Annotated in this window: 9 protein-coding genes; 2 read left to right on the forward strand and 7 right to left on the reverse strand. The window is 73.0% G+C overall.

Annotated elements, in window-relative coordinates:
- Positions 1 to 66: 66 nt before the first annotated feature.
- From whiA to Q2K16_RS10445, 4 genes are all read right to left on the reverse strand, one after another.
- A complete protein-coding gene (whiA, locus tag Q2K16_RS10430) occupies positions 67 to 1,047 on the reverse strand; it encodes a DNA-binding protein WhiA (protein WP_067304387.1) in 981 nt (326 codons plus the stop codon).
- 54 nt (positions 1,048 to 1,101) lie between these two features.
- Positions 1,102 to 2,064, reverse strand: a complete 963-nt coding sequence (locus Q2K16_RS10435; protein ID WP_302745038.1) for a gluconeogenesis factor YvcK family protein — start codon at positions 2,062 to 2,064, stop codon at positions 1,102 to 1,104.
- A complete protein-coding gene (gene rapZ, locus Q2K16_RS10440) occupies positions 2,061 to 2,972 on the reverse strand; it encodes an RNase adapter RapZ (RefSeq protein WP_302745040.1) in 912 nt (303 codons plus the stop codon). Before rapZ ends, Q2K16_RS10435 begins: the two co-directional genes overlap by 4 nt.
- 221 nt (positions 2,973 to 3,193) lie before the next feature.
- Entirely contained in the window at positions 3,194 to 3,670 is a 477-nt protein-coding gene (locus Q2K16_RS10445; RefSeq protein WP_302745042.1) for a hypothetical protein, read from the reverse strand.
- Between the two features lie 126 nt (positions 3,671 to 3,796).
- Here Q2K16_RS10445 and recQ point away from each other — a divergent pair, with 126 nt between their 5' ends.
- Complete coding sequence (recQ, locus tag Q2K16_RS10450; protein ID WP_302745043.1) at positions 3,797 to 5,641, forward strand: DNA helicase RecQ; 1,845 nt, start codon at positions 3,797 to 3,799, stop codon at positions 5,639 to 5,641.
- A gap of 238 nt (positions 5,642 to 5,879) precedes the next feature.
- Here recQ and uvrC read toward each other — a convergent pair whose 3' ends face one another.
- Complete coding sequence (gene uvrC / locus Q2K16_RS10455) at positions 5,880 to 7,820, reverse strand: excinuclease ABC subunit UvrC (protein WP_302745044.1); 1,941 nt, start codon at positions 7,818 to 7,820, stop codon at positions 5,880 to 5,882.
- 10 nt (positions 7,821 to 7,830) lie between these two features.
- The gene (locus tag Q2K16_RS10460; RefSeq protein WP_302745045.1) at positions 7,831 to 9,171 is read right to left on the reverse strand and encodes a jacalin-like lectin; all 1,341 of its coding nucleotides are present in this window, start codon (positions 9,169 to 9,171) and stop codon (positions 7,831 to 7,833) included.
- Positions 9,172 to 9,310: 139 nt separating this feature from the next.
- Here Q2K16_RS10460 and Q2K16_RS10465 point away from each other — a divergent pair, with 139 nt between their 5' ends.
- Positions 9,311 to 12,553 carry a penicillin acylase family protein gene (locus Q2K16_RS10465; RefSeq protein ID WP_302745046.1) on the forward strand — a complete coding sequence of 1,081 codons (3,243 nt, stop codon included), beginning with the start codon at positions 9,311 to 9,313 and terminating at the stop codon, positions 12,551 to 12,553.
- A 48-nt stretch (positions 12,554 to 12,601) separates the two neighbouring features.
- Here the strand turns inward: Q2K16_RS10465 and Q2K16_RS10470 are convergent, their stop codons facing one another.
- A complete protein-coding gene (locus Q2K16_RS10470; protein ID WP_302745048.1) occupies positions 12,602 to 13,063 on the reverse strand; it encodes a Rieske (2Fe-2S) protein in 462 nt (153 codons plus the stop codon).
- Positions 13,064 to 13,220: the final 157 nt, after the last annotated feature.

Raw genomic sequence — 13,220 nt, forward strand, 5'->3', positions numbered from 1 at the left:
CGGGGCACGTCACGCCCGCCGGCCCGTGCCTCGCACGCGCCCGCGGGATGGCGGCCCACCGTCCTATCAGACCACGAGCATGTCCGGCGTGACTGCCGCTTCGGTATCCGGGATGCCCAGGTCACGGGCCCGCTTGTCGGCCAGCGCCAGCAGCCGGCGGATCCGCCCGGCGATCGCGTCCTTGGTCAACGGCGGGTCGGCCAGCGCGCCCAACTCCTCCAGCGACGCCTGCCGGTGCTCCAACCGGAGCTGACCGGCCGAGGTGAGGTGGTTCGGGGCGTCGTCGGCGAGGATCTCCAGCGCCCTGGTGACCCGGGCGGCGGCGGCCACCGCGGCCCGCGCCGAACGGCGCAGGTTGGCGTCGTCGAAGTTCGCCAGCCGGTTGGCGGTGGCCCGCACCTCGCGGCGGACCCGACGCTCCTCCCAGGCCAGCACGCTGGAGTGGGCGCCGATCCGGGTGAGCAGCGCGGCGATCGCGTCACCGTCCTTGACCACCACCCGGTCCACCCCGCGCACCTCGCGGTTCTTCGCGGTGATGCCGATCCGGCGGGCCGCGCCGACCAGGGCCAGCGCCGACTCCGGACCCGGGCAGGTGATCTCCAACGCGCTGGAGCGGCCCGGCTCGGTCAGCGAGCCGTGCGCCATGAACGCGCCCCGCCAGGCCGACACCGCGCAGCAGACGTTCGCCGCCACCACGTGCGGCGGCAGCCCGCGTACCGGGCGGCCCCGGACGTCGAGCAGGCCGGTCTGCCGGGCCAGCGCCTCGCCGTCCTTGACCACCCGGACGATGAAGTGGCTACCCTTGCGCAGCCCACCCGAGGCGAGGACGTGGATCTCGCTGGGATAGCCGTACACCTCGGCGATCTCCCGGCGCAGCCGACGGGCCACCGCCCCGGTGTCCAACTCGGCCTCCACCACCACCCGACCGGAGACGATGTGCAGCCCACCGGCGAACCGCAGCAGCGCGGCCATCTCCGCCCGCCGGCAGCAGGGCTTGGGCACGTCGACCCGGCTCAGCTCGTCCTTGACCGCAGCCGTCATCGCCATTGTGCGCCCCCTCACGGACCGGTACCGGCGTGTCGCCGGTGATTACGTACGTGCTTAACGATCGGCGCCCAGGACAGGCACCAGTGCCGCAGCCAGGGCGGCCGGATCGTGACGGGGTGTGCCGTCGTCGACGGCGACCGGGGCGAGGACCAACCGGGCACCAAGCGATTCTGCCGCACGCCCGACCGGCTCGGGATCACCCACCGCCTTGGAGTCGGCCACCACGTAGTCCACCGTGAGCTGCGGAAGGTACCAGCGCAGGGCGGTCAGGTGGTCGGCCACCGAGAGCCCCAGGGTCTCCTGCTCGGCGGCCAGGTTGAGGGTGACCAGCCGCCGGGCCGGGCTGGTCACGATCGCCTCGGCCAGCCCCGGCACCAGCAGGTGCGGCAGGACGCTGGTGTACCAGCTCCCCGGCCCGAAGATCAGCCAGTCCGCCCCGCCGACCGCGGCCACCGCCTCCGCGCAGGCCACCGGGGCGTCCGGGGTGATCCGCAGCGACTCCACCGTGCCGATGGTCACCGCCACCTGGTGCTGGCCGCGCACGGTGCGTACCTCGTCGGGCCGGGTCGGGTCCGTCCCGCGGACCCGGGCCTCGATGTCCACCGGCTGGGCGGACATCGGCAGCACCCGACCAACCGCGCCGAGCATCGCCCCGGCGTGCGCGAGCGCGGCCACCGGGTCGCCGAGCTGCTCCATCAGGCCGCAGAGCACCAGGTTGCCCACGGCGTGACCGGCCAGCCCGTCACGGGGGCCGCCGGCGAACCGGTGCTGGAACAGCCCGGCGCTGCGGCGGGTGGCCGGATGGTCCCCGGCCAGCGCCACCAGGGCCTGCCGCAGGTCCCCCGGGGGCAGACCGCCGCGTTCGGCGCGCAGCCGGCCGCTGGAGCCGCCGTCGTCGCCGACGGTCACCACGGCGGTGATGTCCAGTTCGAGTTCCCCGGCGCAGTGCCGCAGCGCCCGCAACGAGGCGGACAGGCCGTGTCCCCCGCCGAAGGCGACCACCGACGTCGCCGTCATTCTCGCCCCAGGTCCCGGTGTTGCGCGTTGGCGGCCAGCCCCGACTGGCGCAGCCGCTCGGCCAACTCCTCGGCGATCGCCACGCTGCGGTGCTTGCCGCCGGTGCAGCCGACGGCGACCGTCAGGTACCGCTTGCCCTCCCGCTCGAACCCGGCGGTGGTGGCGTTGACCAGCTCGGCGTACGAGGCGACGAAGGCGTCCGCGCCCTCCTGGCCGAGCACGTACGCGCTGACCGCCGCCTCCCGCCCGGTGTGCTCCCGCAGCTCGGGCACCCAGTACGGATTCGGCAGGAACCGGGCGTCGAGCACGAAATCGGCGTCCGGCGGCAGGCCGTACTTGAAGCCGAAGGAGAGCACGGTGAGCCGCAGCCGACGGGCGTCCTCCCCGCCGAACAGCTCCTCGACCCGGCGACGGAGCTGGTTGACGTTGAGGTGGCTGGTGTCGATGATCACATCGGCCTGGTCCCGGGCCTCCTCCAGCAGCGCCCGCTCGACGGCGATCCCGTCGGCCAGCCGCCCCTCACCCTGCAACGGGTGCGACCGGCGGACGCTCTCGAACCGCCGGATCAGCACCTCGTCGTCGGCGTCGACGAAGACCACCCGGGGCGAGAAGCCGCGCTCCTTCAGCTCCCGGATCGCCCCGGCCAGGTCGGTGGAGAAGGCCCGCGACCGGACGTCGAGCACCATCGCGGTACGCCGGGCCGCCCCGCCGGCCTTCATCGCCAGCTCGGCCATGTCCAGCATCAGCGCCTGTGGCAGGTTGTCCACCACGTAGTAGCCGACGTTCTCCAGGGCGCGGGCGACGGTGCTGCGGCCACCGCCGGACAGACCGGTGACGACCACCAGCGTGGTGTCCGACTCCGCCGTGCCGCCCTCGACGTACCCGCCGGTTGTCCGCGCCTCGACCATCCCACCACTCCCGCTTCGTGGCGGCGGGCCCCCGGGGGGCCGCGTACCGCACAGGGTCAGTCGACGACTCTATCCCGGCGGGCGACGTCGATCCCGGCACGCCCGGCGGCGGGTTGACCGCCGGGTCCGGCCCGGCATGTGACGAGCGTCCGGAGCACCACCCGGCGCACGGCAGACGCATGTCGCCACCTCCATGCCCCGGCGGTGGGCGGCCCGGTCGCCTAGCTGTCGTCGTGCACGGCGGTGGCGGAGTGGCCGGCCTGCGCCCGCAGCGTGCTCTCCCACACCGGGTCCGTGGCCGCCCACTCGGCGACCAGCGCCGCCAGCCGGCGTGCGGGCAGGGCACGCGCGAGCACGGTCAGCTCCGCGACCCGGGGGTCGACCGGTGCGCCCGACTGCGGGGTGGCCGTCGAGGACCACGCGAAGCCGTCGGCCAGGGCGGCGGCGGTCAGGGCCACCGCGTGCGCGCACAGGTCGGTGCCGGCGGCGCAGTCGCACTCGGCGGTGAAGCCGTCCGCCGTGACCCCCACCCAGACCTCGTACGGCGGCTGTCCCGCCTCGCGGATCACCCCGGCCACCCCGCCGCCGACCGGGTCGATCTCCGCCGGCTGGCCGGCGACCGTCAGTTCGTCCGCCGCTGCGCAGACGTCGGTTCCGGCCGCGTCCCGGAGCGCGTCGATGTCGATGCGTACCGCCATCGGGCCATCCAACCGCAGCGGATCGACGCCGGTGACGTCGGGGCGGTACCTGCCGCCGTCCGGGGAAGGATCGGCGACGGGGGCGTCGTGGACGGCGGTGTCGGGGCGGGTCCGTAGACTCCCCGGATGGTCTCCCCCACCGGGCTGCGTGCCTCCGACGCCCTCGACGTGCTCCGCCGGGTCTTCGGCTACGACGCCTTCCGGGGCTTCCAGCAGGAGGTCATCGACCACGTGGTGGCCGGCGGGGACGCGCTGGTGCTGATGCCCACAGGTGGCGGCAAGTCACTGTGCTACCAGGTCCCGGCGCTGGTCCGCGACGGCGTCGCGGTGGTCGTCTCCCCGCTGATCGCCCTCATGCAGGACCAGGTCGACGCGCTGACGGCGGTCGGCGTCCGCGCCGGCTTCCTCAACTCCACCCAGGACTACGCGGCCCGGCGCGCGGTCGAGCAGGCGTTCGTCGCAGGGGAACTGGACCTGCTCTACCTCGCCCCGGAGGCGTTGGGCACCCGGGGCGTGCAGCACCTGCTCGACCGGGGGCGGATCGGCCTGTTCGCCATCGACGAGGCGCACTGCGTGTCCCAGTGGGGGCACGACTTCCGCCCCGACTACCTGGCCCTGTCGATGCTGCACGAACGCTGGCCGGCGGTGCCCCGGATCGCGCTGACCGCGACCGCCACCAGCGCCACCCGGGCCGAGATCGCCACCCGGCTCCAGCTCACCGGGGCGAAGCACTTCGTGGCGAGCTTCGACCGGCCCAACATCCAGTACCGGATCGTGCCCAAGAAGGAGCCGCGCAAGCAGCTGCTGGCCCTGCTGCGCGACGAGCACCCGGGCGACGCCGGCATCGTCTACTGCCTGTCCCGCGCCTCGGTGGACAAGACCGCCGAGTTCCTGGTCGCCAACGGGATCGCCGCGCTGCCCTACCACGCCGGCCTCGACGCGGGCACCCGCGCCGCCAACCAGCAGCGTTTCCTGCGCGAGGACGGCCTGGTCATGGTCGCCACGATCGCCTTCGGGATGGGCATCGACAAGCCGGACGTCCGGTTCGTGGCCCACCTCGACCTGCCCAAGTCGGTGGAGGGCTACTACCAGGAGACCGGTCGCGCCGGCCGGGACGGGTTGCCGTCGACCGCCTGGCTCGCCTATGGCCTCCAGGACGTGGTGCAGCAACGCAAGATGATCGAGACGTCGGACGGCGACCTCCCCCACCGGCGTAACCTCGCCACCCACCTGGACGCCATGCTGGCGCTCTGCGAGACGGTCCGATGCCGCCGGGTGCAGCTGCTCGAATACTTCGGCCAGTCCGGTACGGCCGACTGCGGCAACTGCGACACCTGCCTGACCCCGCCGGAGACCTGGGACGGCACGGTGGCCGCACAGAAGCTGCTGTCCACCGTCTACCGGCTCGACCGGGAACGCAACCAGCGCTTCGGGGCCGGGCACTGCGTCGACATCCTGCTCGGCAAGCAGAACGACAAGATCAGCCAGTACGGCCACGACGCGCTGAGCACCTTCGGCATCGGCACCGAGCTGCGCGAGGCGGAGTGGCGCGGGGTGGTCCGGCAGCTGCTCGCCGAGGGGCTGTTGGCGGTCGAGGGCGACTACGGCACCCTGGCGCTGACCGAGGCCAGCGCGGAGGTGCTGGGCCGCCGCCGCACGGTGACCATGCGCCGGGAGCCGGAGAAGGTCGCCTCGACCCGGTCGGCGAAGCCACGCGGCGCGGCCACCGTGGTCGCCGAGCTGTCCCCGGCGGCCGGGTCGCTGTTCGAGCGGCTGCGGGCCTGGCGGGCAGCCACCGCCAAGGAACAGGGCGTGCCCGCGTACGTGATCTTCCACGACGCGACGCTGCGGCAGATCGCCACCGACGCCCCCACGTCGCTGGCCGAGCTGTCGAGGATCAGCGGTGTGGGCGAGAACAAGCTGGCCAAGTACGGCGAGTCCATCCTCGCCGTCCTCGCCGACCAGCCCTGACCCGGCCCTCCGTGATCCACTCCCGTGGGCCGATGTTGCGCTTTCCCCGTCCCCGGATGCCGCAACATCACCCCCCGGCCCACCCCTGACCGGCCCGCTCGCGGCCCCACCCCCGTTGATCCACTCGCGTGGGCCGATGTTGGACCATCCCCACCCCCGGATACCGCAACTTCGCCCCAGTCGAGTTGATCACGCCAGTCTCAACGGGCCCGGTCAGGCCGGGGCCGGGGCGACGGGGTCAGTCGGTCGGGGTGGGGGCGGTGTCGCCGTCGAGGGCGGCGAGGATCGCCTCGGCGGTGCGCCGGCCCACCCCGGGCACCTCGACGATCTCCTCCACGGTGGCGGCGGAGAGCCGTTTGAGCGAGCCGAAGTGCCGCAGCAGCGCCTTGCGGCGTACCTCGCCCAGCCCGGGGACGGTGTCCAGGGCCGATTCGGTCATCCGCTTGGAACGCCGCTGCCGGTGGAAGGTGATGGCGAACCGGTGCGCCTCGTCCCGGACGCGTTGCAGCAGATAGAGCCCCTCGGAGGTGCGCGGCAGGATGACCGGGTAGTCGTCGTCGGGGAGCCAGACCTCCTCCAGCCGCTTGGCCAGCCCGCACAGTGCCACGTCGTCGATGCCTAGCTCGGCCAGCGCCTGGGCCGCCGCCGCCACCTGCGGGGCACCGCCGTCGACGACCACGAGCTGCGGCGGGTACGCGAACCTACGCGGTCGGCCGGTGTTCGGGTCGATGCCCGGGCGGTCGGGGTCGGACGCGGTCTCCTCGCCCAGTTCGCCGGTCTCGGCGCGGGCGTCGAGGTAGCGGGCGAAGCGGCGACGCAGCACCTCGGACATCGCCGACAGGTCGTCGGTGGCGCCCCGGACGATGAACCGGCGGTACTCGCTCTTGCGGGGCAGCCCGTCCTCGAAGACGACCATGCTGGCCACCACGTCGGTGCCCTGGATCTGGGAGACGTCGAAGCACTCGATGCGCAGCGGCGAGGTCCGCATGCCGAGCGCCTCGCTGATCTCGTCGAGCGCCTTGCCCCGGGTGGTCAGGTCGCCGGCCCGCTTGAGCTTGTGCCGGGCCAGCGCGTCCTTCGCGTTGCGGCCCACCGTTTCCAGCAGGGTCTTCTTGTCACCGCGCTGGGGCACCCGCAGCGACACCCGGCTGCCCCGCCGGGTGCTGAGCCAGTCGGCGAGCGCCTCGGCGTCGGCGGGCAGCTCGGGGACGAGCAGTTCCCGGGGGACGTCCGCCTCGCCCTGCTCGCCGCCGTAGACCTGGGTGCAGAAGTGGTGCACCAGGTCGCCTGTGGTCAGCTCCTCGGTCTTCTCCACCACCCAGCCGCGCTGGCCGCGTACCCGGCCGTCGCGGACGTGGAAGACCTGCACGGCGGCTTCGAGGGGGTCGTCGGCGAAGGCGACCACGTCGGCGTCGGTGCCGTCGCCGAGCACCACGGTCTGCTTCTCCATGGCCCGGCGCAGGGCGGCCACGTCGTCGCGCAGCCGGGCCGCCCGCTCGAACTCCAACTGCTCGCTGGCCTCGGCCATCTCGCGTTCGAGGCGACGCACCATGGTGTCGGTGCGGCCGGCCATGAACTCGCAGAAGTTGTCGACGATCCCCCGGTGCGCCTCGGCGGAGACGGTGCCGACGCAGGGCGCGGAGCACTTGCCGATGTAGCCGAGCAGGCAGGGGCGGCCGACCTGCCCGGCCCGCTTGAACACCCCGGCGGAGCAGGTGCGGGCGGGGAAGACCCGCAGCAGCAGGTCGAGCGTCTCGCGAATCGCCCAGGCGTGCGAGTACGGCCCGAAGTACCGCACGCCCTTACGCTTCGCGCCCCGCATGACCTGCAGCCGCGGGTATTCCTCGTCGAGGGTGACCGCCAGGTAGGGATACGACTTGTCGTCGCGGTACCTGACGTTGAACCGGGGGTCGTACTGCTTGATCCAGGTGTATTCGAGCTGGAGCGCCTCGACCTCGGTGCCGACGGTGACCCAGTCGACCGACTCGGCCGTGGTGACCATCTGCCGGGTGCGGTCGTGTAGCCCCCAGGGGTCGGCGAAGTAGGAGTTGAGCCTGCTGCGCAGGTTCTTGGCCTTGCCGACGTAGATCACCCGGCCGGTGCCGTCGCGGAACCGGTAGACCCCGGGGGACTCGGGGATCGTGCCGGTCGCGGGGCGGTAGGTCGAGGGATCAGCCACGGCACCGAGACTATCCGTTGCCCCCGACAGTCCAGATCACGCCGAGCTGGTCGACCTCGCTGCCGCTGCGGCCGAAGAATCCGGCCAGCCGACCGCCCTCCGGCGCGGTGAAGGTGACCGCCGCGGAGGTGGGCGTGCCGGCGGTGAGGGTGCGCCCCTGGTCGGTGTCGAGTCGGGCCGAGAAGATCCGGGTCCGGCCGTCCTTCTGCCCCTGGCTCAGGGTGACCCGGGTGATCCGCTCGCCGGGGGCCAGGGTGAGGCCGGTCTCGGTCCCGCCGGTGCCGCCGTGGCGCAGTTGGCTGCCGTCGGCGAGGTCGACGCCGACGGCGTCGAGCCGGGAGCCGCCGCGCAGGGTGACCCGGGTCACCGCCGGGCCGGCCCGGTCGGCGTCGGTGAACGGCGTGCCGTGCGGGCCGCCCCAGGTGTCGCTGGCCCGCAGGTCGGGGGCGAGGGTCCAGTCGAACCAGGCGGCGTGCGGGTAGTGGTCGGACAGCGGTCCGCCGGCCGGGGTGAGGAACCGGGCGTGCTCGTTGTGGTAGCGGTTCAGGGCGAGCCGGACCAGCCGGTTGCCCCGGTAGAGGATCTTGTCGACCACCTCGCAGGAGTCGGTCACGTTCGCCTCGTCGCAGACCAGGGCCGGGTCACCGGCGGCCGGCGGCTGGCCGGCCCGTTCCTGCTGCACCCAGACGTCGGTGAGCCCGTTGGCCGCCACCAGGTCGCGGATGTTGTCACCGGTACGGGTGTAGCGGACGTTCAGGTCGCCCATCAACACCACCGCGTTGCCGGCCGAGTTGGCGGCCACGTACGCGGAGAGCTGGTTGAGGTTGGACCGCCGGGCGGCCAGGTCGGCGTCGGTGGTGCCGGCGTTCGGGTGGGCGTTGTAGAAGTCGACGAAGACGCCCTCGGCGAGCCGGATGCGGCTGGCGGTGAAGCCCTTCGGGGTGAGGCAGTCGGTGCCGTTGCAGGAGTTCCACTTCACCCGGGCGAAGTCGCTGTACGGGTGGTTCGACAGCGTGTTGAGGCCGCTGCCGAACGGCACGCCCCCACTGGTCGGCGTCCGGTACGGGTGCCGGTCGGTGGCGTACAGGTCGGCGTGGTAGTTGAAGTCCTCCTGCACGTGCACGATGTCGTACCCGCCGAGCCGTTCGCCGATCGGCCGGGTGTTCGTCGCCGGGTCGCCGCTGGACAGGATGTCGGGCAGGCCGGCGACGTTGTAGGTGAGCACGGAGAACGCGCCCGAGGTGGGGGCGGCGGCGGTCCCGGCGGGGGCGGCCGAGGCGGCGGCCGGCCCGGACGGGGTGAGCGCGACCGCGAGCAGCGTCGCGGACGCGAGCAGACGGACGACCTTCATCGAGCGGTCCAATCTGGAGCGGCGGGACCGGCGGACGCGCCGGTCGATGGACGTCTTCCGATATCGACGAACGGAGATTACCATCCGGTAACCGAATGTTATTCACGTAAAAGACCCCCATCCTCATCGGAGGATCGCCATGCCCCGTCCCCCCACCGTCCGCCGCCTGCTCGCCGGTCTGACCGCCGGCATCAGCGTCGCCGCCCTGCTCACCGCGACACCCGCCGCACCCGCCGGAGCCGCCCCGCCGCGTGCCGCGTTCGCCCCCGATGACTACTGCCTCGGCGAGTGCGGCGACATCCTGCCGCCCGGCCAGAACGGCAACGCCACCCTCGTCGAGGTGCTGGGCAACCAGACCCTCGGCACCCTGCCCCGGCACTCCGCCGACCAGCTCGACCGGTACGCCGACCTGGTCTACGGCTACGCCGGGCTACGCGAGGAACAGATCGGCTCGTTCTTCGACGACGCCTCCTTCGGGGTGCCGCAGGGGCAGGTCGAACGCGACTACTCGCCCCGCTCCGACGTGCGCATCCTGCGGGACAAGGCCACCGGGGTGCCGCACGTCACCGGCACCACCCGGGGCGGCACCATGTACGGCGCGGGCTACGCCGGGGCCGAGGACCGACTGTTCACCATGGACCTGCTGCGGCACGTGGGCCGGGGCACCCTCACCTCGTTCGCCGGGGGCGCACCCGGCAACCGGGCGCTGGAGCAGAGCGTCTGGCGCAACTCGCCGTACACCGAGGCGGACCTCCAGGCGCAGGTCGAGGCGCTGCGCACGAAGGGGCCGCGCGGCCAGCAACTCTACGCCGACGTGCAGGAGTACATCGCCGGCATCAACGCCTACATCGGCGTCTGCATGGGTGCCCGCAACTGCCCCGGCGAGTACGTGCTCACCGGCCACCTGGACGCGGTCACCAACGCCGGCGGCCCGGAGCCGTTCCAGCTCACCGACCTGATCGCCATCGCCGGCGTGGTGGGCGGACTGTTCGGTGGCGGGGGCGGGACCGAGATGCAGTCCGCGCTGGTCCGCATCGCCGCCCGCGCCAAGTACGGCACCACCGAGGGCGACAGGGTGTGGACGGCGTTCCGCAACCAGAACGACCCGGAGACCGTGCTGACCCTGCACGACGGGCAGAGCTTCCCGTACGGCGACGCCTCCCCGGACGCGGCGAGCGTGGCGCTGCCCGACGCCGGCTCGGCCCGGGTCGAGCCGATCTTCACCGACCCGACCGGCTCCGCCGGCAGCACCGCCGCCCCGGCCCGTACCACAGGCGTCGGCGCGTCCGGTGAGCTGGCCGCCGCGCTGTCCGGGCTGACCATCAGCCCGGCGCACCGGGGCATGTCCAACGCGGCGGTGGTCTCGGCGGCGAACTCGGCCACCGGGCACCCGGTCGCGGTCTTCGGCCCGCAGACCGGCTACTTCTCCCCGCAACTGCTGATGGTGCAGGAGTTGCAGGGCCCGGGGATCAGCGCCCGGGGCGCGGCGTTCGCCGGTCTCAACCTCTACGTGCTGCTCGGGCGGGGCCAGGACTACGCGTGGAGCGCCACCTCGTCGATCCACGACATCACCGACACCTACGCGGTGCCGCTGTGCACCACCGACGGCAGCGCCCCCACCCTCGCCGCCGACCACTACCTCTACCGGGGGCAGTGCGTGGCGATGGAGCAACTTGCGCACGTCAACAAGTGGAGCCCGACCCTCGCCGACGGCACCGCCAAGGGCTCGTACAAGCTGGTGGCCTGGCGGACGAAGCTCGGCCTGGTCTCCTGGCGGGGCACCGTCGGCGGCAAACCGCACGCGTTCACCCAGCTGCGCTCCACCTACCGGCACGAGGCCGACTCGGCGATCGGCTTCCAGATGTTCAACGACCCGACCCAGATGGGTTCGGCGGACGCCTTCGTCGCCTCGGCCAACAACGTCGAGTACGCGTTCAACTGGTTCTACGTCAACTCCACCGAGTCGGCGTACTTCAACTCCGGGCTGAACCCGGTGCGAGCCGCCGGGTCCAACCCGAATCTGCCGATGAAGGCCGAGCCGGCCTACGAGTGGCAGGGCTTCGACCCGGCGACGAACACCGCAGGCTACGCCCCGCTGGCCGCCCATCCCCGGTCGGTCAACCAGGACTACTACGTCAGCTGGAACAACAAGCAGGCCAAGGACTTCGGCGGCGCGGACGGCAACTACAGCTTCGGCGCGGTGCACCGGGCCGACCTGCTGGACCGCCCGCTCAAGGCGGGCCTGGCCGCCGGCCGGAAGTTCGACCGGGGCTCGCTGACCGCGCTGGTGGAGCAGGCCGGCGTGACCGACCTGCGCGGGGCCGAGGTGCTCGACGAGCTGATCCGGGTGCTGGAGAGCCAGCCCGTCGCCGACGCCACGCTGGCCAGCGAGATCAGCCGGCTCAGGGCGTGGCGGCAGGACGGCGCGCTGCGGGTGGAGACGGCGAAGGGGTCGAAGGTCTACCGGCACGCCGACGCGATCCGCACCTTCGACGCCTGGTGGCCGCTGCTGGTCCGGGGGATGTTCCGCGACCAGCTCGGCCCGGACCTCTACCAGTCGCTGATCAACGCGATCCAGATCAACGAGTCCCCGTCCGGGCACCAGCAGGGCGACAGGTCCAACCTGCCGACCTCGGCCAACGAGGCCCAGGCGCACAAGGGCTCGTCCTTCCAGTACGGCTGGTGGGGCTACGTCGACAAGGACCTGCGCGCGGTGCTCGGCGACCCGGTGCGCGGCGGGCTGGGCCGGGGCTTCTGCGGCGCGGGGAACCTGGCCGGCTGCCGGCAGGTGCTGCTGGACACGTTGCGGACGGCGGCGGCCACCCCGGCGGCCCAGGTGTACCCCGGCGACGCGAGCTGCGCCGCCGGTGACCAGTGGTGCGCGGACGCGATCGTCCAGTCGCCGCTGGGCGGGATCAAGCACGCCACCATCGCCTGGCAGAACCGGCCCACCTTCCAGCAGGTGGTGTCGTTCCCGTCGCGGCGGGGTGACGACCTGACCAACCTGGCCGCCGGGCGGACGGCGACCGCGTCCGGCAGCGAGCTGTTCTTCGGGGCGGCCAAGGCCGTCGACTCCGACCTCGGCACCCGCTGGGCGAGCAGTTGGGCCGACGACCAGTGGCTGAGCGTCGACCTCGGGTCGGCCCGCCAGGTGGGCCGGGTGACGCTGGCCTGGGAGTCGGCGTACGCCCGGTCGTACCGGATCGAGGTGTCGACCGACGGGTCGACGTGGCGGACGGTCTGGTCGACCACGGCCGGCGACGGCGGCACCGACGTGGCCGCCTTCCCCACCACGACCGCCCGGTACGTCCGGATGCACGGGGTGACCCGAGCCACCACGTACGGCTACTCGATCTGGGAGCTGGCGGTCTACGCGCAGTGAACCCGCCCGGCCGGCCCGGAGGGTGACCTCCGGGCCGGCCGGCAGCGGTCAGGCCAGCGAAATCTGGTCGCCGTCGACCTTGAGTTCCTTGGCGGCGAGCGGCTGGGTCGCCGGACCCTGCTTGACCGCGCCGTCGGTGATGGCGAACTTGCTGTTGTGGCAGGTGCAGTTGATCGTCCCGCCGTCGACGTTCGACACCGGGCAGCCCTGGTGGGTGCAGATCGGGTCGAACCCCTTGAACTGCCCCGCCGTCGGCTGGGTGATCACCACGCCCTGCGCGGCGTAGACCTGCCCGCCGCCGACCGGGATGTCGCCGGTCCTGGCGATCGCGGCGGCACCGGACCCGCCGGTGGTCGCGGCCGGTCCGCCGGTGGCCGGGCTGGCCGGTTCGTCACCGGAGTCGTCGCCGCAGGCGGTCAGGAGGACCGCCGCCCCCACCGCGCCGGCCCCGGCCAGCAGGGCACGTCGGGTCTGCGTACCGGGCCCGGTCGGCACCTGGTCGTCTGTCATCTCCGGCCTTTCTCTCGACTGCTGCCGCCGGTCGTCGACCCGCGCGGCTCACTGGAGCACACGCACCACTGTGCCCGACGGTTCACCCCGGCCACCCGGTGACGCCCCTGCGGAGCGGCCCACCCGCCACCGACCGGGCCCACCACACGTCGCCGGC

The sequence above is a fragment of the Micromonospora cynarisoli genome (genome assembly GCF_030518815.1).
Taxonomy (GTDB): Bacteria; Actinomycetota; Actinomycetes; order Mycobacteriales; family Micromonosporaceae; genus Micromonospora; species Micromonospora wenchangensis.

Bases quoted from the DNA above. Each gene is read 5' to 3' on its own strand.
- Q2K16_RS10460 (WP_302745045.1), bottom strand. From the start codon at position 9,171: ATGAAGGTCGTCCGTCTGCTCGCGTCCGCGACGCTGCTCGCGGTCGCG.
- Q2K16_RS10435 (WP_302745038.1), bottom strand. From the start codon at position 2,064: ATGACGGCGACGTCGGTGGTCGCCTTCGGCGGGGGACACGGCCTGTCC.
- whiA (WP_067304387.1), bottom strand. From the start codon at position 1,047: ATGGCGATGACGGCTGCGGTCAAGGACGAGCTGAGCCGGGTCGACGTG.
- Q2K16_RS10470 (WP_302745048.1), bottom strand. From the start codon at position 13,063: ATGACAGACGACCAGGTGCCGACCGGGCCCGGTACGCAGACCCGACGT.
- Q2K16_RS10465 (WP_302745046.1), top strand. From the start codon at position 9,311: ATGCCCCGTCCCCCCACCGTCCGCCGCCTGCTCGCCGGTCTGACCGCC.
- Q2K16_RS10445 (WP_302745042.1), bottom strand. From the start codon at position 3,670: ATGGCGGTACGCATCGACATCGACGCGCTCCGGGACGCGGCCGGAACC.
- recQ (WP_302745043.1), top strand. From the start codon at position 3,797: ATGGTCTCCCCCACCGGGCTGCGTGCCTCCGACGCCCTCGACGTGCTC.
- rapZ (WP_302745040.1), bottom strand. From the start codon at position 2,972: ATGGTCGAGGCGCGGACAACCGGCGGGTACGTCGAGGGCGGCACGGCG.